Origin of the sequence: Lactococcus sp. dk101 (assembly GCF_009601055.1) — a bacterium.
GTDB lineage: Bacteria > Bacillota > Bacilli > Lactobacillales > Streptococcaceae > Lactococcus.
In genome coordinates this window covers 24,972-42,601 of record NZ_WITI01000012.1, presented here as the reverse complement: position 1 = coordinate 42,601, position 17,630 = coordinate 24,972, and the positions used below count along the sequence as shown (strand labels likewise).

Sequence of the window (17,630 nt, the reverse complement as noted above, 5' to 3'; positions counted from 1 at the left end):
GAAAAAACAGGACAATGTCCTGCTCCTCACAACTTATTTTGTTGTATCTTTTGTTGCTTCGTCTTCTTCATTTTCGGAAATCATAAGTGGTTCTGCTTCGCCTTTGGCTGCAGCCTCTGTAATGATAACTTTCTTGATGCTTTCGTCACTTGGTACTTCAAACATAATGTCCATCATGGTTTCTTCAATGATTGATCGAAGTCCACGAGCACCCGTCTTACGTTCAATCGCTTTTTGAGCAATGGCTCGAAGAGCAGCATCTTCAAATTCAAGCGTCACGCCATCAAAGAAAAGCAGGCGTTGATATTGTTTAACTAGAGCATTCTTTGGCTCTGTCAAAATATGAATCAAATCTTCCTCCGTCAAGCGTTCAAGTGCAGCAACGACAGGTAAACGTCCAATAAATTCAGGAATAAGTCCGAATTTTTGAATATCTTCTGAAATAATTTGTTGCATATAAGAATCGCCTTCGTCAAGTGCTAAATTATTGGCACCAAAACCGATGACTTTTTCGCCTAAACGTTGCTTCACGATTTCTTCAATCCCGTCAAAAGCTCCACCAACGATAAAAAGGATATTTTTGGTATCCACTTGGATCATTTCTTGATTGGGGTGTTTTCTTCCGCCTTGAGGTGGGACGCTCGCGACAGTTCCTTCGATGATTTTCAGCAAAGCCTGTTGCACGCCTTCGCCTGAAACATCACGTGTAATCGAAACATTTTCAGATTTTTTAGCAATTTTATCAATTTCGTCAATGTAAATAATCCCACGTTCCGCACGTTCAATATCAAAATCGCTGGCTTGCAACAATTTGAGTAAGATATTTTCGACATCTTCACCGACATAACCTGCTTCAGTCAAACTGGTTGCGTCAGCAATGGCAAAGGGGACATTTAATGATTTGGCAAGTGTTTGGGCAAGAAAAGTTTTTCCTGACCCTGTTGGGCCAATCAATAAGATATTTGATTTTTGAAGTTCAATGTCATCATCGGTACTGTCAGCAAAGTTAATTCTTTTGTAGTGATTATAGACTGCGACAGAAAGGGCACGTTTGGCACGTTCTTGACCAATCACATAATTATTAAGATGTTCCATCATCTCTTTTGGTGTCTTTACTTCGAGCATTTCTTCGTCTAAGCGTTCTTGCGCTTCTTCATCGAGAATATGTACCGAAAGTTCGATACACTCGTTACAGATGAAAACATCGCTTCCTGCGATGAGTCTCTTGACATCTTCTTGTGCTTTTCCACAAAAAGAACAATGAATTGTAGGTTGTGTTGTATTAGTATTTGTCATAATCGTTTCTATAGTGTTTAATTGTCTCTTCATCAAAAAAGGAAAACATTATTCCAAATTGATTTTTTGACCTCAAGCAAGCTAAGTCTTGCGCTTAAAATAGGAGTCCTGAAAAGGCATGGATTGAGTTGACCAGATTTGTAAAAAAGTTGATTAAGAAGATTGTTCCTAATCCCCAACGTTTTTTTCTAAAACATTGAATCATAATGACGATACAAACCCAAGCCATAACAGCGGTAAAGAGTCCAAAGAGTGATTTTGTCATAATTTTATTTCTCTATCTTTTTACGAAGATGTTATCTTCTTTTATATTTTTGAATGGTGAAATCAAAGGGATTTTTTTCATCATGTAGATATTTTTCTTCCGACATTTTTTCAAATGCCGAAAAATCAAAAGCTGTTGGAAAAAAAGTATCGCCGTCGAAACTGTGATGCACAAGCGTCCGATAGAAGCCATCCAGTTGTGCTTCAAACAGGCAAAACATTTCTGCTCCCCCTGTGATGTACAAATCTTTTTCTTGGCCAGCTAGCCAGTCCATAACTTGGGCTTGGCTATTCATGATTTTCACTTGCGGATTGTCAGACATATAAGTTTTATCGCGGGTCAAAATAATACTGGTTCTCCCAGGGAGAACCCTTTTATTCATTCCTTCGAATGTCTTACGCCCCATCAAAATCGCTTGATTCATGGTTTGAGTTTTAAAATGTTGCAGTTCACGTGGCAAATGCCAAGGAAGTTTTCCATCTTTTCCGATGACGCCATTTTCTGCTTCTGCCCAAATTCCTAAAATCATCGCAAGCCCCTCATTCCTAAATTTAGTCTCACTATTATATCAAAAAAAAACCGATTTTTAAAGAATTTCAATGCTTTATCTACTTTTTTTTAACTTTTATGGAGTTTATTCTTTACAAACGGCTTGAAAAATGATAATATATTAATTACGTTAATTTGTTTCAATCTTTCCTGTTATGATTAAAGCAAATTAATCCCCCCAACTAGACTTCTTGCTGAGCTTGACTCCGAGGGGTCTAGTTTTTTTGTTTTTTCAGAGCCTTTTCTGTGCTTAAATATGCTAAAATAAGAGAGAAAAAGAGATGAAAAGAGAATTTTTATGAACCATATTGTACTTTTTGAACCACGCATTCATTTTAATACAGGGAATATCGCACGGACGTGCGCTGCAACCAATACCGTTTTGCATTTGATTCGACCATTTGGATTTGAAATTACGGACAAACATTTGAAACGTGCCGGTCTTGACTATTGGGACAAGGTAAACATTGTTTATCATGACAACATGGAAGATTTCATGGCTAGCATGGATGGTAAACTTTATTTGGTTTCCAAATTTGCAGAGCATGTTTATTCGGATGTTGATTATACGAATACTGATGAAAATCATTACTTCTTGTTAGGCCGTGAAGATACAGGTTTACCAGAAGCATTCATGCACGAGCATCGCGACGAATGCATTCGCATTCCGATGAACGACACACACGTTCGTGCTTTGAATTTGTCGAACTGTGCCTGTATGATTGTTTATGAAGCCCTTCGCCAACAAGCTTTTACAGGACTTGAACTGATTCATACTTACCAAAATGACAAATTGAAATAAAAAAATGACCGAAAGGTCATTTTTTTATGCACTCACTTCTTCTGTGAGATGATTTTCCATTTCAACGGCTTGAACTTCTTTTTTCTTATGATTTAAAATCAGGTTCAGTAAAATCGCTGATACAGTACTCATCACAATGCCGTTTGAAATAAAGGGTTGGATGGCACTTGGCAGACTTGAAAAGAGGGTTGTTGAATCAAAACCAACGCCCATCGCTACAGAAACTGCAACAATCAAGAGGTTTTGATTGCCTTCATAATCCACTTTTCCAAGCATGCGAATGCCTTGTGTTGCCACCATTCCAAACATAATCAACATGGCACCGCCAAGGACTGGATTTGGAATAAGTTGAGCAACTGCCGCAAATTTTGGCATCAGCCCAAGAACAATCAAGAAAGCAGCGGTGTAATAAAGCGGACGTCTGGTTTTAATTCCAGAAAGTTGAACTAAGCCGACATTTTGAGAAAAGCCAGTGTAGGGGAAGGTATTGAAAACACCACCCAACATAACTGCAAAGCCTTCTGCACGATAGCCATTGCGCAAGCGTTTTTCAGAAAGTTCTTCGCCTGTGATGTCGGCAAGCGCAAGATAAACCCCTGTTGACTCAACAAGCGATACGATGGCAATAATAATCATCATCAATGAATCTTCAAAATAAAACTTGGGAGTAGCAAAGTAGAAGGGTTGGGGCAAATGTACCCAGGCGGTTTGACTTACCACATTGAGATCCACAAGTCCCATTGCACCAGCTGCACAAGTCCCTACAACAAGACCAATCAAAATAGAGATGGAACGGATAAACCCTTTTGCAAAAATATGAACACAAAGAATAACGAGAATGGTAAAGGCAGCCAGGAACAAACTGCTTCCAGTTGGTTTGTCAACATTGTTTCCCATGTTTCCAATAGCAACTGGAATTAAACTGAGGCCTATGGTTGTAATGACAGACCCTGTGACCAAAGGTGGAAAAAGTTTTCGCACTTTTGAAAAGACACCTGAAATCAGTAAAACGAAAAGACCAGAAACAATCAATGAGCCAAACATGGCACCGGCTCCATGACGTTCACCAATCATAATCAGTGGGAAAACAGACTGGAAGGCAACGCCAAGTACAACGGGAAGTCCAATCCCAAAGTGCTTCCGCAGTTGAAGCTGGAGCAATGTAGCGACACCACACATAAAAATGTCTGTCGAAATTAAATAGGTCATTTGTTGCGGCGAATATTTCAGGGCGCTTGCAATCATGATTGGAACCAAAATAGAACCCGAATACATGGCAAGTAAGTGTTGCAGTCCTAGAACGGCAGCTTGTGATTGACTCTTTTCATTTTTTTGAAACATGACCTTTTCCTTTTCCTCTTTCATTTTTCAGCGTATTTGCAAGCTGATTTTATTTGTCAAATGCAGCATCATCTGCTGGTGCAAAAACGATTTGTCCATTTTCAAATGCACCGATACGGGCAAGCGACGTCAATTGCAAGCCTTTATCAATCAAAAGTTGACGGCCAGTCTGGAATGATTTTTCAATAACAATGCCGACACCGACAGCTTTAGCGCCCGCTTGTTCAATCAAGCGAAGCAAGCCCAGTGCAGCTTGACCATTGGCAAGAAAATCGTCAACAATCAAGACGCTGTCGTCAGATGAAAGGAATTTTTTAGAAATCGATACTGTTGATGTAACTTGTTTGGTGAAACTGAAAACCTCTGTTGTCAAAAGTTCTTCATTCATGGTTACATTTTTTGCTTTTTTAGCAAAAATCATTGGAACACCAAGACTTTCGGCTGCATAGAGTGCTGGAGCAATCCCGCTTGCTTCAATAGTCACAACCTTTGTGATGCCTTTTTCCCGATAGACATCAGCAAGACGTTCACCAATGGCTTTCATCAAGCTAAAATCTACTTGATGCGTCAAAAAGCTATCGACTTTCAAAATGTCGTCTCCGAGAATTCTGCCATCCACATTAATGCGGTCTTCTAATAATTTCATTACTTCTCCTTTGATAAAAAAAATACCCTGTCAGTAGTGACAATCTCAGCGTTAAGCTGAAAATGAACCTGACAAGGCGTTTCGTATGCAAAAAAGAATCAATATCAAAAATCAATGATTTTAAAATTAACTCTTATTGTCTCATATTTAAGGTACGAGGTAGAAACGCCCGGCCATATTCCAGGTATAAATAAGATTTTTCTATTATAGTCTTTTTTTTTAACTTATTCAATTTTATCGTCCGTCATAAACGAACAACTTACTGAATGTTTAGATATTTTGGCAAATGCCGAACATTTGAATTAAATGGTATCGCCATTCCAAATGGAATTTTTGACCACCACATAATCCACTTTTGTCAAAGCTGACAAGTCACGTCCGCCGGCATAAGAGATTGAGCTTTGCAAGTCTTCTTGCATCTCCGTAAGGGTCTCCTGTAAATGGCCCTTGTGAGGCAACAAAATCTTCTTGCCTTCCACGTTTTTGTGTTCTCCTTTTTGATATTCTGAGGCAGAACCAAAATATTCTTTGAAGAGTTTACCGTCGATTTCAACAGTTTTACCAGGTGATTCTTCGTGTGCGGCAAAGAGCGAGCCAATCATGACCATAGTTGCACCCATGCGAATGGATTTGGCAATGTCTCCGTGTGTTCTGATACCACCGTCAGCGATGACAGGTTTACTGGCTGCTTTAGCACACCATCTCACCGCTGCTAATTGCCAGCCGCCTGTTCCAAAACCAGTTTTGACTTTCGTGATGCAGACTTTACCAGGGCCAATACCAACTTTTGTTGCATCTGCACCAGCATTTTCCAGTTCTCGAACTGCTTCTGGCGTTCCCACATTTCCTGCAATGACAAAGACTGTTGGCATCAAGCGTTTAATCAACTGAATCATTTCAATGACAGAGTTGGTATGCCCATGAGCAATATCAATGGTCACAAATTCAGGAATGACAGCTTGTTCTGACAGCTGACGAACAAATTGGCGTTCGTCTTCTTTGACACCTACCGAAATCGACGCAATCAAGCCTTGTGCTTGCATTTTCTTGACAAATGCCAAACGGTTTTCAGCTTCAAAACGGTGCATGATGTAAAAGTAGCCATTTTTCGCCAGCATTTCAGCAATCGAATCGTCAATAATGGTTTGCATATTGGCTGGAACAACTGGAATTTTAAAGCGATATTTTCCAAGCATGACGCTGGTATCCGCTTCTTGACGGCTATTAATCACACATTTATTGGGGACTAATTGGATATCCTCGTAATCAAATACAGAATTTAAAACATTCATAACAGACCTCTTCACTTTTCATTTCAGAATACCGACCAAGCCAATGGCTTCTCTAGTTTAGCTTGTTATCTTCTGTGAACTAAACTCTCCACTATTCATTCTAACTTAAAAGCGCTCAAGATAAAACAAAAAAACGGTCATTGCTGACAGTTTTTCTTTTATTGTTCGGAAATAGCTAACTATTTATTTTGATTTTTGTTTTCTTATTCGTGAATAGCCTTTTTTATAAAGGCAGTAAAAAATCAGTTCATAAATCAGACCAAAGAGGATGAAACAGTGCATGAAGAACTGCTCAGGCAACACATTGATGATTGGGTCAAGAGCAGGATCAAAGAGCCAAGTGGAATCTCTGAATAAAATCTCGTGAAAATAGACAAAGAAATTGTCAAAGCCAATCAAGCCTGCAATGATCCCGAAAGCCAAAGGAACAATCATAAAGGCGCGTAAGGCATTATGAAAACTAATTCGTAAATTTTCTTTCACAAAAATCACAAATGCGGGCAACAAGACCAACACCAATGCCCAAGTCAGCATAAACAAGCCTTTCACCTCGGCAAAATGCTTCAAGCCATTGCTTGAGGAAACAAAATCAGGAAATGCCAAATGCCCGACAAAAGGATTGAGCAAGTAATTCATTAAGACGAGATAATTATGCCACAAGCTAGCGTCACTGATGCCAGCGATGGCAGACAAATGAAAAATGGACATCTCAACAGCAAACAAAGGAATGGCAAGCAAGATGGTCAAAATAACAGCTGCTGCTATGACCCAAAGCATGGCCAAACCAAATATAAAACGATCACGAATCATCGATTTCTCTTTCTTATTTCGCGGGAGCGAAATTTATTATAGTTCCCATTCATCAAGACTTGCCACCACGTGCGTCGGCGCAATCGGCAAATCTGGGACTTCTTCTGCCTTTGTAAATCCTGTCGTCACTAAAAGGCTATCAATTCCATTGTCAATGCCTGTTTTAATGTCTGTCAAATAATTATCTCCAACCATTAAAAGTGCTTCTTTTGGCAGTCCCATTCGTGCAACTGCTTTGTCAGTAATGACAGCATTTGGCTTACCAATAATAACCGGTTTGACACGCGTAGCAGCTTCCAAAAGGGCAATCACAGCACCAGCACCAGGTAAAAAGCCTCGATGGCTTGGCAAATTCAAATCAGGATTTGTCCCAATGAATGTAGCACCTTTTTGAATGGCGAAAGTAGCAAGTGCCAGCATTTCATATGTCAAATCTGTATCCAATGCCACGACGACATATGCTGGATTTTCACGGTCTTTTTTATATCCCGCTTCATAAATTGCCTCTTTAAGCCCATCTTCACCGATGATATAAACCGTTTTCTCCAGTCCCAATTCATTCATGTAATCAACCGTCGCAAGACTTGCCGTGTAAATTGTTTCAAGCGGCGTTTCGATATTGAATTCCGTTGCCAAACGTTTTTGAACAATGCGTGGTGATTTTGTCGTGTTATTGGTCAAGAATAAGTAAGGAATTTGAGCAGCTTGAAGCCGATGAATAAAACGTTCACCAGCTGGAATCCGATTATTTCCCATGTAAATCGTCCCGTCGAGATCAATCAAGTAACCTTTATATTTTTTCATCTTTTTTCCTTTTTGTCAGTGCTGACAGCGCTTATTGCCAGACAATTTCGATTTGGACACTGTCGTCATTGAGACTGAAATGACTGGTCAAGCCGTCTTGTTCCATTTGTGCAACAATGTCCTTGCCATACAGAACTTCATGGTTGTATCTGATAAAAATGGCTTTGGCTTGCTTTTGTTTTCTAAAGTCAAAATCAAGCATATCACTGGCCCAATCAAAATATTTGGCATTATTAACATGGCCATTCATGTCCAAATCAGAAAAACGTACGGGATACGTAACTTCTGCGACATTTTCCAAAGCGGCTTGTTTTTTGAATTTGTAAGGCCGGATAATTTTACTGATTTTTTCAGATGCGTATGGAGCGACAATATCGTCTGCGACCCGTTCAATCTTTCGACTTTCTTGATCCATCAAAATCCAAGTTGATTTGACCTTTACCAAGACTTCTCCTGCCTCATCTTTAAACCAAAAGTTGCGATAACAAAAGAATTTGTTGTATTGTGTTGCTTCTGTTTCGATGGTCAATTTTTGACCAAAAACGGGCATTTTATTGATTTCTAAAGCATATTCAATCACAGCCCAGAAGTAATGATAATGCTCAGTCAACCAGTCATCAGAACGGCCTAATTGACTTGATTGTTCACCAGAAATCTGCAGTGCAACAGCCAGTAAGCTTGAAATTTTAAATTGTTTAAAAGTATCACTTTCGTAAAAAGGTACGGTGTAAGTTTGTTGATAACGAATTCCCATTTTTTCCCCCTGTTTCAAAATTCATCTTCTCTATTTTAACAAAAAAATGAGTAAGTTTCATATCTTACTCATTTGACAGTTCAATCCTTTAGATTTGACTACAAGAAATGGCCAATGTTTTAATCAGTTGTTCTTCGTAAGGGTCTTTGGCATGGTACTCGTCAATGTATTTGATTTCTTTGACACCTGAAGCGAGAACAAGTTTGAGGCAGGCCAAACAAGGAAACAGGGTCGTATAAAGAATTGCTCCTTCAGGCGAAACCCCGTGTTTTGCTGCTTGGGCAATGGCATTTTGTTCGGCATGAACCGTAGCAATACAATGCCCATATTTGTCTTCAAGACAACCCACATCTGTACAATGTGGCATGCCAGAAACGGCGCCGTTATAACCCGTTGATAAAAGCTGTCCACTTGGACTCACAAGCAAGGCTCCAACCTGTGCATGCGTACAGGTTGACCGTTTTGCAACCACCTGTACAATCTCTTTAAAATACTCATCACGCGTTGGGCGTACAAATTGATGGTCCATTATTTCTCCTTTTGCTTTATGAATTGGTCTCATTATATCAAAAAGGTGGAAAAAGGTCACATAAAGCTGATTTTTTTAGAAACTAAACTGTCAGAATATTCAAATATAAGCTTGTTTTAGTCTCACATTTTTGCTATAATGTCAGTAATTATTCAAATTGTTTTAATTTCATTACTTTTTTTAAAGGAGGAATTCACAATGATGGAAAATTTTACCAAAAGGACTGAACCAGTTCCAGGAACCTATCACGAGGTCAATGCCTCGGGATTGCCAGTCAAGGAAGGACATACCGCAATCATTGCCAAAGGCGACTTGTTGCCACCTGCTTCTGCTTTGGGCTACCATTGGCAAATTGATCAGCACTGACAAAAAGGACCACGGGTCCTTTTTATTTTGGATAAGTTGCTTCATCGACCGCTTCAAAAAATTGGCTTGCGCCTTTTGTAATGGCAATGTGTGACATACTTTTTGTCCGACTTGCACCATGCCAATGCTTCACGCCTTCATGCGTCACAATCACATCACCTGCTTTGATGGCTCGTGCTGGTTTGCCCCATTCTTGATACCAGCCTTCGCCATCCGTCACCAGCAAAATCTGATAGCCGTCCTGATGCACATGCCAGTTGTTGCGACAGCCTGCTTCAAAGGTCACATTTGCCAGTGTAAAATCAATATTTTCATGCGGCTCAACCAAATGATTTAAATAGGATTGTCCAATGAAAAAAGCGTCGTATGCTTCGTTTTTTTCACCTTGCCCAAATAGGGCAGGGATTTTTTTATCTTCTGTCATTTTTTCTCCTTAAGTGTACGGTTTACGTTTTCCAATCTGCTTCATAAATTTCACCCGTAAAACTGTTGGACGAAATGCTTTTTCCCACTGGGGACTCCAACTTCTACCTGCTCTTGTTTTGTAAGAGCTGATGAATTGGTCGATTTCTTCGTCAGCAGTGACAGGTTCAAATGCAACCTGATAAATTTGCTGTCCAATATGAATTTGTCCTGTTTTAGATACGATTGCCGATTGCCACCAGCTTGATTTCTCACCTCGACCAGCAGCCACGGCGAAATCTTCACCAATATAAGCAAACCAAATCCAAGCCGGCCGGTGTTCTTGCGGGTCAGGACTGATATAAATGTCCTGAATACCTGTAAATGCTTTTACATCAATCATTTGTTCTCTTTTCTTTTTAGTCAATGCACCAAAAGCTTACTTTCTTTCGGTTTGATAGCGTGTCACCGTCATTTTAAGTTTGTATTTGTCTCTCAGTTCAGCAATAACAGCCATCATCTCGCTTTTGTGGTGCTGATCAAGCGCATTCTGATTCTCCCACCGATCGATGAGCAGCAGACTATTTTCGTCCTCCACAGGTAAATAATAGTCATAAGCCAAATTCCCTGATTGATTGCGGATTTTTTCAACTGTTCCTGTGTCAATCATTTCCTGCATAAAGTCACGCGCAGCATGTCCTTTTCCTGTGTAGAGAATCTGAATAATCAATTCTTGTACCGTCATTCCATTTCTCCTTTTGTGCTCTCAAGTTCCGTCCAAATATTTTTTGCCACATTAAAGGCAGACCAAGCCTTAGGCCACCCCACATAAAAGGCCAAGTGTGTAATTAAGGCAGCAATTTCACTTTTTGTAATGCCATTTTCTTGTCCCTTTCTCAAGTGAAAGTCAAGTTGTTCAAAAGCTCCTATTGCAAGCAAGGTCGAAATTGTCATCATGGAGCGATCGTGCGCTGACAAACTTACTTCATCAGCCCAAACTTGACCAAATAAAATATCGTCATTGAAAGATGCAAATACTGGGGCAAATTGACCAAGTTGATCGCGTCCTGCCGTTACTTTTTCCATTTCCTGCTCCTTTCTTAATCTTCAATTTTCCAATCCAGATAGCGTGCTTCCTCTTCTTCGATACTTCCCCGCTTGAAATAGTAGTCATTTCTGTCTAGCTTATGTATCTCATTCATGTCATCTTCTGTCAGTTGAAAATCAAAAATGTCGATATTTTCTGCCAAATGTTGCCGTGATGTTGAACGAGGGAAAATGATGGTTCCCTCTTGAATATGCCAGCGCAACACAATTTGTGCAGGAGTTTTATGATAATGTTTTGCAAGTGTCGTAAAGACAGGTTCATGGAGTAAGTTTGCATCGCCATGCCCAAGTGGAAACCACGCTTCAATCGCCGTGTGATATTTTGCCAAAAAATCACGTAAAGCAGTTTGCTGGGCATAAGGGTGTGTCTCAACTTGAATGACTTGTGGTTTAATGGTTGCCCAGTCATAAATTTCTTCTAAGCGACTGCCTTCAAAATTTGAAATGCCGATACTTCGTACTTTACCCTCTTGATAGGCTTTTTCAAGCAAGCGCCAACCTGATTTCCAATCACCAACTTCTTGATGAAGCAAGACCAAATCAATCACGTGTAGGTCAAGGCGTGCCAGCATTTTATCAATGGCTTTTTCATCTTGATAATCCGATGGCCAAAGTTTACTAGTGACCCAGACTGCTTCTCTTGGCAGGCCTGATGTTTTAATGGCTTTGCCTACACCGCGTTCATTTTGATAGGCGTGTGCGGTATCAATATGACGATAACCAAGTTCCAACGCTGTTTTTACAGCGTCAACTGTTACTTGACCATCTGGAATTTGGAAAACACCGAGTCCAAACTGAGGGATTTCAATGCCATTGACGAGTTTTATTGTTGTTTGTTTCATTTTTTTCTTTCTATTTCTCTTTTATTTGATGGTTTTATTATATCCTATCCACAACCATTTAAGAAATGCCTTTTCTTGTTGACTTATGCCTTAAAGGCATAATGTTCACGCCCAGGTAAAATAAAAATCAAGGTTATGATGCTGGCAAAGATAAGACAGCCAAATGTAAGGAAAATGGCAAGGCCAAAATGCGTGATTTGTCCCACTTGCGCATGCTTTTGCGTCTGTGAAATCACAAAACTCATGACCAAAGCGCCGCCTGTTGTCCGAATCATATTGACTAAACCTGAACCTATTCCAGCTTCATTCGCATTCACACGTTCAATACCAGCCACAGTCATCGGACTAAAACACAAGCCTTGCCCCAGTCCTAAGATCAGCATTGGCAAGCCAATTCCCAACCAGTAACCCTCGCTCTTCGTAAAGCTACTCAGGTACAATAGACCAAGTGCTGTAATCAGCAAGCCAGCCAACAAAAGCCGTGCATTGCCATATTTATGGGTTAAAGGTGCCACAAATAGGGCGACGACAAAATTGACAAGGGTCAGTGGGAAAAAACCAAGTCCCGCTTGAAGTGGCGTAAAGCCAAGTTCTAACTGGAGAATTTGAGGAACCAGATACCACATGGTCAACATGGCACCAAAGAAACTAAATAAAACCAGAAAAGCACCGACACGTCCACGGTCATTAAATAAATGGAGTGGCATCATGGGCGACTTTATTTTGCCTTCATAAATAACAAAGCCAACCAATAATATAAGAGCACCTAGCGCAAAGGTAAAGCTATAAAAGTGTCCAACTAAGGCAAAAACGAGAAAGCTTAGACTCAAGACTGATAAGAAAGCCCCCACAATGTCCAGCTTTTCATCGTTTTTATTTGCTTTGCTTTCTTTAAGATAAAAGACAGATAGAACAAACAATAAGATTGAAATAGGAACATTCAAATAAAAACCGTCTAGCCAAGTCAATAAACTGGCAAACAAACCGCCAATCACAAGTCCCAAACTGGCACCAATTCCAGCGGTCGTTCCATAAGCACCAATCGCTTTAATCCGAGCTTTCCCTTGGTAATTGTCCATCAATAAAGCCAAAGTCGTTGGTGCCAAAATGGCAGAGCCAATGCCTTGAAAGGCACGCGCACCGATAATCAAATCCGCATTTGTTGAAAGTCCTGTCAATAATGACCCTAATGCGAAGATGATTAAACCAATTTGATAAATCCGTTTCCGTCCAAAATTGTCGCCCAACTTGCCACCAAGCAGGAGAAAACCGGCGTAAGTTAAGGTATAGGCATTTGAAACCCAAGTCAATGCGACTTCACTTAAGTGTAAATCCTCAGCGATTTTGAGACTTCCCGTAAATACAATCGAGTTATCCAGTAAGGTCATAAAATAAGAGACCAAGATTATCAGTAAGATGACATCAATTTTCTTTTTCATTTTCAATTCCTTTCAAGCGTTCAAAGATTTCTCTTGAACTCAAACAATGCCAGTCATCAATCGGGCAAAGAATTGGCAGCTTCGTCTTTGCCTGCAGTTGCCTTGTCAACAAGCCATATGTCCCACAATCAATGACAACAATGCAATCATAAGCAGTAAGCTGTCCTTTTTCCAAAACAAGTGAGCCTGTCTCTAAAGTCTCGACCTGCCAATGCGTTTTGTCAGCGATGACAGCTAATAAATTTTGCTTGAATGCCGTCTCATTTCCGATAATAAGAATGTTCATCTTGCCCTCTTTCGATCTTGCTCATTTGATAAATCAAGTATATAGAAAAAAAGCATTCATGAAAAATGCTTTTTTCGACTTTATTATGCTTTAGAAGCATGATTGATTACTCATAAAGGTACTGCTTGATAAAAGCGCGCGTGACGGGCGACAGGGGAGCGTTTTTCTTCCAGACCAGCACACTGTGCGTCTTGACCTCAGGTTCAAGTGGAATCGTGACTAAATCTGGAAAACCACGACGCATGGCACCTTCTGTCACAATAGCCGAGCCTATGCCTTCATCAACGAGCGGAAAAAGGTTAAAGCCAAGATTAAAGCCACCAATAAAATGAAAATCCTCAAGCTTACATTTTGCCCACTCCGCAAAGAAACGTCTGACCTCTGCACGATGTGAAATAATCAATGGCTCATCTTTAATATCGTCATAGCTGATGGTTTTCTTTGCTGCCAAGGGATTGTCTTTTTGGGTCATCAGTAACCAACGCTCAGTCACGTCTAATCGTTCAACTGAGTATTTTTCAGAAGAAACCGGCTCTATCAAAAAGCCAACATCCACTAAACCGGCGTCTAATTTTTGTTTGATTTCATCAGCATTGCCGGATAAAATTGTAAAGGTAATCTGGGGATTTGCTTTCAGGAGTTGTGCGAGCGCAACCGCTATATCATCTGCGACAAAACCCTCTAATGCACCAATCGTCAAATTTCCTACTAGTGCTTCATTTTTACGATTGAGAAAAACTTCCGTCGTTTGATCAGCCAAACTCAAAATTTCTTCAGCCTTATTCTTAAGATACTGACCGTCCTCTGTCAAAACTAACTTTCTACCGTCACGAATAAATAAAGGCGTATCAAGTTCAAGTTCTAACTCATGGATTTGTCTAGAAAGGGTCGGTTGTGTGATAAAAAGCTGCTCCGCGGCTTGTGACACGGTACCAACCGTCGCCACTGTCCAAAAATAACGTAATAGTCTGAGTTCCATCTTTTCTTCCTTATCTATGCCCTTATTTTATCATAGGAAGCTATCTGCTGCAAAAAACAATCAATCACAGTCAATCAATGATTGTCAGTGCTGACATTTATTTTACAGCTTCATAAAAACAGCGTCTCGGACTTGTCAGCTTGCCCTCTTTTTTTAATGCAGCAATTTCTTTAGAGACCACTGTTTTTTCAAGTCCTGTCAAAGCAGCAACAGCTTTAGCGTCTTGCATTTTGTCAGACTCCATAAAGGTTTTTAAAATCAATGCTTGATTTTCCATCTGTATCTTCTCTTTTCTTTTTAGTTAATTCCTAATGCTTTTTTAATTTGTGTCACTTGAAGGGCAGCGTATGCTTGCGGATCTTGCGTTTTCATTTTTTCCATTGCCAATGCCTCTTGTGGATTGGCTTTAAGTGCTGCTTCTTGTTCTTTTTGCATTTGAGGGGCCAATTTTTGCAGTTTTTCAATCTGGGCTTGTGTCAAAACAAGCCAGGTTTTCTCAGGCACTTCTAGGGTCACGTGTTGGCTGACCAACTGATTGGCTTGTCCACCCCATTCAAACAATAATTTTGTCAGTGTTGACGAAAAAAACGCGACGGACTGTCTTTGTAATAATGACTGGTTTTTGACGGCTTGTCAGCTGATAATCAGCAGATTTTTTGACTGCATCAACCACATCCAAAATCGTCGTCGTTGTTGGCTTAAATTGAACCTGTGCTGTTTTTTCAGTCGCAGATGTCCGAAAAACAAAGACATAATTTCCAGTATTTTGACCAATTTCTGATTTTATAATCATGCCGTAGGGCGCAGACAAATCCCCTGCTGTATAGACTGCTGAGGATTGACTGGTCGTCGTTACTTCCTTAGTGCCATAATTATCCGCCATGTGCAAAGTCAAGATGCCAACAGAACCCAACAATAAAATCAACGCTAAACCACCTACAATTGTGCGCGTGATAAGTGGTTTAATGACAACCAAGCCAATATAAGTCAAGATTGAAAAGAAAACAATAAGTAAGACAATCATTTTAAGCATCTCCTTTCATGGCAGCATGTTGTGGCCGATGCCCCTGTAAAAAGAGAGCGACAAGAAACGCCAAAATGGCAAAAATGAAACCTAAAGCAAAGGACACGTGGTAGCCAGTCAACATGGCTTGAATCAATTTGTCAGCGTAGTGCAAAGGATTGCTGACTTTCAAGGCTTTAGCTGGTTCAGCATTGGTGATGACATTTTGTGTCACCGAAGACAAGAGGGCAACAACAACCGCAGATGCGACTTGTCGTGCCGTATTGTTAGCTGCTGTTCCATCTGCTGCCTCCTCAACAGGTAGTGCGTGCATTGCTGATGCAGTCAAAGGCATAAAGACCATGGCAATCCCGAACATACGCATACTATAAAGGACGGTAATAAATAAATTTGGTGTCTCAGCTGACAGATACATGAAAGGAAATGTCCCAATCATCAAAATCACTGCACCAACCATAGCCAAACGCTTGGCACCTACTTTATCATATGCAATCCCCGCAATTGGTGACATAATCCCCATCATTAAGGCACCTGGAAGCAAAACCAAACCAGAATTCAAAGCGGACAAGCCGTGTACTTCTTGCATATATAAGGGCAACATCATCTCGACTCCCATCATGGCCATCGTAATCAAAGCAATGACAATGGTTGTCAAAGTAAATTGTTTAATTTTGAACACCCGTAAATCGAGAAAAGATTTTTCAAGTTTTAATTGCCGTCTTGAAAAGAGTGCAATAATCACAACTCCTAAAATGATTGGTAAAATGACGGTATCAAATTTGCCCCAGCCATCTGTTGCTACATTGGTAAATCCCCATAAAAACAAACCGAAGCCTAAGACAGATTCTATCAAAGATAAGACATCCAAATGAACATCACGGTTAGGTAAAACATCACGTAAAACAAAGGGGCTCGCGAGCAAACAAAGCCCTAAAACTAACATTGGTAATAAGAAAATCGTACGCCAAGAATTAGAAAGGGTTAGGCCGAAAATAATATGATTTTTATCCAAAATCCAGCCCGCAAAAGTTGGTCCAATCGCAGGTGCAAGACCAACGACGAGCCCAGCCATCCCCATGACCATCCCCATTTTTTCAGGAGGATAAATATTAACGAAAACCACTTGCATCAAAGGCATGGAAATTCCAACTGCCGAAGCCTGCAAAATACGTCCCACCAAGAAAACCCACCAAGTCGATGGTTTAGGTGATGGTGCTGCATAGACGATGACCATTCCTAAGAACAAAGCCAAATAAGCGACCATGTATAAGCGTTTGGTAGAAAATTTCGTTGCTAAATAAGCAGAAACTGGAATCATAATTCCGTTGGCCAGTAAAAACCACGTGGTCGCCTGCTGCGCAGTCGCCATTGAGATATTATAATCTCGCATCAAGGTTGGAATGGTTGTTCCTAGAACCGTTTGCATCAATACCCCTGCAAATGTCGCAAGTAAAACTAGGAGGACCATTGCACCACGGCGATAAGGCTTTCCATGAATGTCAAGAACGAGTTCTGTCTTATTTTTCTGAACTTCTTCAGTCATCATAGTCCTCCTTCTCAGAGTCATCAACCAGGTTTTTTCCAATTTCTAAGAATAAATTCCAGTTGTCAATAAATGCATTTGTTTTTTCTTCACCCATTTGTTTGAAAACTTGAGAAACACGATTGATAGAACGAGTGCGATGGGCACTTGTGGCACGTCTCCCTTTATCCGTCAGTGAAACTAAAATTTTTCTGCGGTCATCACGCGAAATTTCGCGCGAAATCATGCCTTTATCCTCAAGATTATTAAGAATACTTGCGACTCTGGCTGAACTTGTCCCGATAAATTCTGCGATATTACTTGGAACAATGGTCTCGCCTGTGTTTTTAAATAAATACATCAAAACTAAGGGTTCGCCTTGTGTTTGCTCACTGAGTTTCAGAAGCACGCTTTTTCCTTCTTTTTTCTTCATGCATGAGAAAAAATATTCGGCTGCTTGTGTGTAATCCATCATTTGCCTTTCAAAATCATGAAATAAATGGAAATCATTAACTGTATTCTATTGCTAACGGCATTTCCTTTTATAGTGTATTCGATTTATTACGTCCTGTCAA

At 40.2% G+C, this 17,630-nt stretch carries 25 protein-coding genes and 1 riboswitch; of the genes, 2 read left to right on the top strand and 23 right to left on the bottom strand.

What is annotated here, in order from left to right; translation table 11 throughout:
• Positions 1–33: 33 nt before the first annotated feature.
• From clpX to GHI45_RS08855, 3 genes are all read right to left on the bottom strand, one after another.
• Positions 34–1,296 carry an ATP-dependent Clp protease ATP-binding subunit ClpX gene (gene clpX, locus GHI45_RS08865; RefSeq protein ID WP_147780354.1) on the bottom strand — a complete coding sequence of 421 codons (1,263 nt, stop codon included), beginning with the start codon at positions 1,294–1,296 and terminating at the stop codon, positions 34–36.
• 94 nt (positions 1,297–1,390) lie between these two features.
• Positions 1,391–1,561: a hypothetical protein gene (locus GHI45_RS08860; protein WP_147780355.1), complete on the bottom strand. Its 171-nt coding sequence runs from the start codon at positions 1,559–1,561 to the stop codon at positions 1,391–1,393.
• Positions 1,562–1,592: 31 nt separating this feature from the next.
• On the bottom strand, positions 1,593–2,090 hold the full coding sequence (locus GHI45_RS08855) for a dihydrofolate reductase (protein ID WP_147780356.1): 498 nt from the start codon (positions 2,088–2,090) through the stop codon (positions 1,593–1,595).
• A gap of 318 nt (positions 2,091–2,408) precedes the next feature.
• Between GHI45_RS08855 and GHI45_RS08850 the strand changes: the two genes are divergently transcribed.
• Positions 2,409–2,912, top strand: a complete 504-nt coding sequence (locus GHI45_RS08850; RefSeq protein ID WP_147780357.1) for a tRNA (cytidine(34)-2'-O)-methyltransferase — start codon at positions 2,409–2,411, stop codon at positions 2,910–2,912.
• 24 nt (positions 2,913–2,936) lie between these two features.
• On the opposite strand, the gene GHI45_RS08845 is transcribed toward GHI45_RS08850, so the two are convergent.
• From GHI45_RS08845 to GHI45_RS08815, 7 genes are all read right to left on the bottom strand, one after another.
• On the bottom strand, positions 2,937–4,253 hold the full coding sequence (locus tag GHI45_RS08845; RefSeq protein WP_147780358.1) for a nucleobase:cation symporter-2 family protein: 1,317 nt from the start codon (positions 4,251–4,253) through the stop codon (positions 2,937–2,939).
• Between the two features lie 49 nt (positions 4,254–4,302).
• A complete protein-coding gene (locus GHI45_RS08840) occupies positions 4,303–4,899 on the bottom strand; it encodes a xanthine phosphoribosyltransferase (protein ID WP_147780359.1) in 597 nt (198 codons plus the stop codon).
• A gap of 116 nt (positions 4,900–5,015) precedes the next feature.
• Positions 5,016–5,113, bottom strand: a riboswitch (purine riboswitch).
• 88 nt (positions 5,114–5,201) lie between these two features.
• On the bottom strand, positions 5,202–6,191 hold the full coding sequence (guaC, locus tag GHI45_RS08835) for a GMP reductase (protein ID WP_147780360.1): 990 nt from the start codon (positions 6,189–6,191) through the stop codon (positions 5,202–5,204).
• Positions 6,192–6,374: 183 nt separating this feature from the next.
• Positions 6,375–7,001 (bottom strand): TIGR01906 family membrane protein, encoded by a 627-nt coding sequence (locus GHI45_RS08830; protein ID WP_153497435.1) that lies wholly within the window; start codon positions 6,999–7,001, stop codon positions 6,375–6,377.
• Between the two features lie 36 nt (positions 7,002–7,037).
• Positions 7,038–7,805, bottom strand: coding sequence for a TIGR01457 family HAD-type hydrolase (locus tag GHI45_RS08825; RefSeq protein WP_147780361.1), 768 nt, complete (start codon positions 7,803–7,805; stop codon positions 7,038–7,040).
• A 31-nt stretch (positions 7,806–7,836) separates the two neighbouring features.
• Positions 7,837–8,559, bottom strand: a complete 723-nt coding sequence (locus GHI45_RS08820) for an acyl-[acyl-carrier-protein] thioesterase (RefSeq protein WP_147780362.1) — start codon at positions 8,557–8,559, stop codon at positions 7,837–7,839.
• Between the two features lie 88 nt (positions 8,560–8,647).
• On the bottom strand, positions 8,648–9,088 hold the full coding sequence (locus GHI45_RS08815; RefSeq protein WP_153497434.1) for a dCMP deaminase family protein: 441 nt from the start codon (positions 9,086–9,088) through the stop codon (positions 8,648–8,650).
• 198 nt (positions 9,089–9,286) lie between these two features.
• Between GHI45_RS08815 and GHI45_RS08810 the strand changes: the two genes are divergently transcribed.
• On the top strand, positions 9,287–9,454 hold the full coding sequence (locus GHI45_RS08810; protein ID WP_147780363.1) for a YjzC family protein: 168 nt from the start codon (positions 9,287–9,289) through the stop codon (positions 9,452–9,454).
• A gap of 22 nt (positions 9,455–9,476) precedes the next feature.
• Here the strand turns inward: GHI45_RS08810 and GHI45_RS08805 are convergent, their stop codons facing one another.
• The 13 genes from GHI45_RS08805 to GHI45_RS08750 form a co-directional block, all read right to left on the bottom strand.
• Positions 9,477–9,878, bottom strand: a complete 402-nt coding sequence (locus GHI45_RS08805; protein WP_147780364.1) for a cupin domain-containing protein — start codon at positions 9,876–9,878, stop codon at positions 9,477–9,479.
• Positions 9,879–9,887: 9 nt separating this feature from the next.
• Entirely contained in the window at positions 9,888–10,259 is a 372-nt protein-coding gene (locus GHI45_RS08800) for a DUF2255 family protein (protein WP_147780365.1), read from the bottom strand.
• 36 nt (positions 10,260–10,295) lie between these two features.
• Positions 10,296–10,601, bottom strand: a complete 306-nt coding sequence (locus GHI45_RS08795) for a putative quinol monooxygenase (RefSeq protein WP_147780366.1) — start codon at positions 10,599–10,601, stop codon at positions 10,296–10,298.
• Positions 10,598–10,942, bottom strand: coding sequence for a carboxymuconolactone decarboxylase family protein (locus GHI45_RS08790; protein ID WP_147780367.1), 345 nt, complete (start codon positions 10,940–10,942; stop codon positions 10,598–10,600). The genes GHI45_RS08795 and GHI45_RS08790 overlap by 4 nt, the downstream gene beginning before the upstream one ends.
• 14 nt (positions 10,943–10,956) lie before the next feature.
• Positions 10,957–11,805 (bottom strand): aldo/keto reductase, encoded by an 849-nt coding sequence (locus GHI45_RS08785; RefSeq protein WP_147780368.1) that lies wholly within the window; start codon positions 11,803–11,805, stop codon positions 10,957–10,959.
• A gap of 83 nt (positions 11,806–11,888) precedes the next feature.
• Entirely contained in the window at positions 11,889–13,244 is a 1,356-nt protein-coding gene (locus GHI45_RS08780) for an MFS transporter (RefSeq protein ID WP_147780369.1), read from the bottom strand.
• Positions 13,228–13,530, bottom strand: coding sequence for a hypothetical protein (locus GHI45_RS08775; protein ID WP_147780370.1), 303 nt, complete (start codon positions 13,528–13,530; stop codon positions 13,228–13,230). Before GHI45_RS08775 ends, GHI45_RS08780 begins: the two co-directional genes overlap by 17 nt.
• Positions 13,531–13,636: 106 nt before the next feature.
• Entirely contained in the window at positions 13,637–14,509 is an 873-nt protein-coding gene (locus GHI45_RS08770) for a LysR family transcriptional regulator (RefSeq protein ID WP_147780371.1), read from the bottom strand.
• 97 nt (positions 14,510–14,606) lie between these two features.
• A complete protein-coding gene (locus GHI45_RS08765) occupies positions 14,607–14,786 on the bottom strand; it encodes a MarR family transcriptional regulator (protein ID WP_147780372.1) in 180 nt (59 codons plus the stop codon).
• A 20-nt stretch (positions 14,787–14,806) separates the two neighbouring features.
• Positions 14,807–15,070 (bottom strand): DUF4811 domain-containing protein, encoded by a 264-nt coding sequence (locus GHI45_RS11525; RefSeq protein WP_255471402.1) that lies wholly within the window; start codon positions 15,068–15,070, stop codon positions 14,807–14,809.
• Positions 15,063–15,533 carry a DUF4811 domain-containing protein gene (locus GHI45_RS11520; RefSeq protein WP_255471401.1) on the bottom strand — a complete coding sequence of 157 codons (471 nt, stop codon included), beginning with the start codon at positions 15,531–15,533 and terminating at the stop codon, positions 15,063–15,065. Before GHI45_RS11520 ends, GHI45_RS11525 begins: the two co-directional genes overlap by 8 nt.
• Position 15,534: 1 nt before the next feature.
• Positions 15,535–17,076 carry an MDR family MFS transporter gene (locus tag GHI45_RS08755; RefSeq protein ID WP_255471400.1) on the bottom strand — a complete coding sequence of 514 codons (1,542 nt, stop codon included), beginning with the start codon at positions 17,074–17,076 and terminating at the stop codon, positions 15,535–15,537.
• A complete protein-coding gene (locus tag GHI45_RS08750; RefSeq protein WP_187230110.1) occupies positions 17,069–17,527 on the bottom strand; it encodes a MarR family winged helix-turn-helix transcriptional regulator in 459 nt (152 codons plus the stop codon). Before GHI45_RS08750 ends, GHI45_RS08755 begins: the two co-directional genes overlap by 8 nt.
• Between the last annotated feature and the right edge of the window lie 103 nt (positions 17,528–17,630).

Coding starts and splice junctions, on each gene's coding strand:
- GHI45_RS08795 (WP_147780366.1), bottom strand. CDS start 10,601: ATGACGGTACAAGAATTGATTATTCAGATTCTCTACACAGGAAAAGGA.
- GHI45_RS08765 (WP_147780372.1), bottom strand. CDS start 14,786: ATGGAAAATCAAGCATTGATTTTAAAAACCTTTATGGAGTCTGACAAA.
- GHI45_RS11520 (WP_255471401.1), bottom strand. CDS start 15,533: ATGATTGTCTTACTTATTGTTTTCTTTTCAATCTTGACTTATATTGGC.
- GHI45_RS08780 (WP_147780369.1), bottom strand. CDS start 13,244: ATGAAAAAGAAAATTGATGTCATCTTACTGATAATCTTGGTCTCTTAT.
- GHI45_RS08830 (WP_153497435.1), bottom strand. CDS start 7,001: ATGATTCGTGATCGTTTTATATTTGGTTTGGCCATGCTTTGGGTCATA.
- GHI45_RS08850 (WP_147780357.1), top strand. CDS start 2,409: ATGAACCATATTGTACTTTTTGAACCACGCATTCATTTTAATACAGGG.
- GHI45_RS08825 (WP_147780361.1), bottom strand. CDS start 7,805: ATGAAAAAATATAAAGGTTACTTGATTGATCTCGACGGGACGATTTAC.
- GHI45_RS08860 (WP_147780355.1), bottom strand. CDS start 1,561: ATGACAAAATCACTCTTTGGACTCTTTACCGCTGTTATGGCTTGGGTT.
- GHI45_RS08775 (WP_147780370.1), bottom strand. CDS start 13,530: ATGAACATTCTTATTATCGGAAATGAGACGGCATTCAAGCAAAATTTA.
- GHI45_RS08790 (WP_147780367.1), bottom strand. CDS start 10,942: ATGGAAAAAGTAACGGCAGGACGCGATCAACTTGGTCAATTTGCCCCA.
- GHI45_RS08810 (WP_147780363.1), top strand. CDS start 9,287: ATGATGGAAAATTTTACCAAAAGGACTGAACCAGTTCCAGGAACCTAT.
- GHI45_RS08815 (WP_153497434.1), bottom strand. CDS start 9,088: ATGGACCATCAATTTGTACGCCCAACGCGTGATGAGTATTTTAAAGAG.
- GHI45_RS08750 (WP_187230110.1), bottom strand. CDS start 17,527: ATGGATTACACACAAGCAGCCGAATATTTTTTCTCATGCATGAAGAAA.
- GHI45_RS08820 (WP_147780362.1), bottom strand. CDS start 8,559: ATGGGAATTCGTTATCAACAAACTTACACCGTACCTTTTTACGAAAGT.
- GHI45_RS08840 (WP_147780359.1), bottom strand. CDS start 4,899: ATGAAATTATTAGAAGACCGCATTAATGTGGATGGCAGAATTCTCGGA.
- GHI45_RS08845 (WP_147780358.1), bottom strand. CDS start 4,253: ATGTTTCAAAAAAATGAAAAGAGTCAATCACAAGCTGCCGTTCTAGGA.
- GHI45_RS08785 (WP_147780368.1), bottom strand. CDS start 11,805: ATGAAACAAACAACAATAAAACTCGTCAATGGCATTGAAATCCCTCAG.
- GHI45_RS08805 (WP_147780364.1), bottom strand. CDS start 9,878: ATGACAGAAGATAAAAAAATCCCTGCCCTATTTGGGCAAGGTGAAAAA.
- GHI45_RS08770 (WP_147780371.1), bottom strand. CDS start 14,509: ATGGAACTCAGACTATTACGTTATTTTTGGACAGTGGCGACGGTTGGT.
- clpX (WP_147780354.1), bottom strand. CDS start 1,296: ATGACAAATACTAATACAACACAACCTACAATTCATTGTTCTTTTTGT.
- GHI45_RS08800 (WP_147780365.1), bottom strand. CDS start 10,259: ATGATTGATGTAAAAGCATTTACAGGTATTCAGGACATTTATATCAGT.
- GHI45_RS08855 (WP_147780356.1), bottom strand. CDS start 2,090: ATGATTTTAGGAATTTGGGCAGAAGCAGAAAATGGCGTCATCGGAAAA.
- GHI45_RS08755 (WP_255471400.1), bottom strand. CDS start 17,076: ATGACTGAAGAAGTTCAGAAAAATAAGACAGAACTCGTTCTTGACATT.
- guaC (WP_147780360.1), bottom strand. CDS start 6,191: ATGAATGTTTTAAATTCTGTATTTGATTACGAGGATATCCAATTAGTC.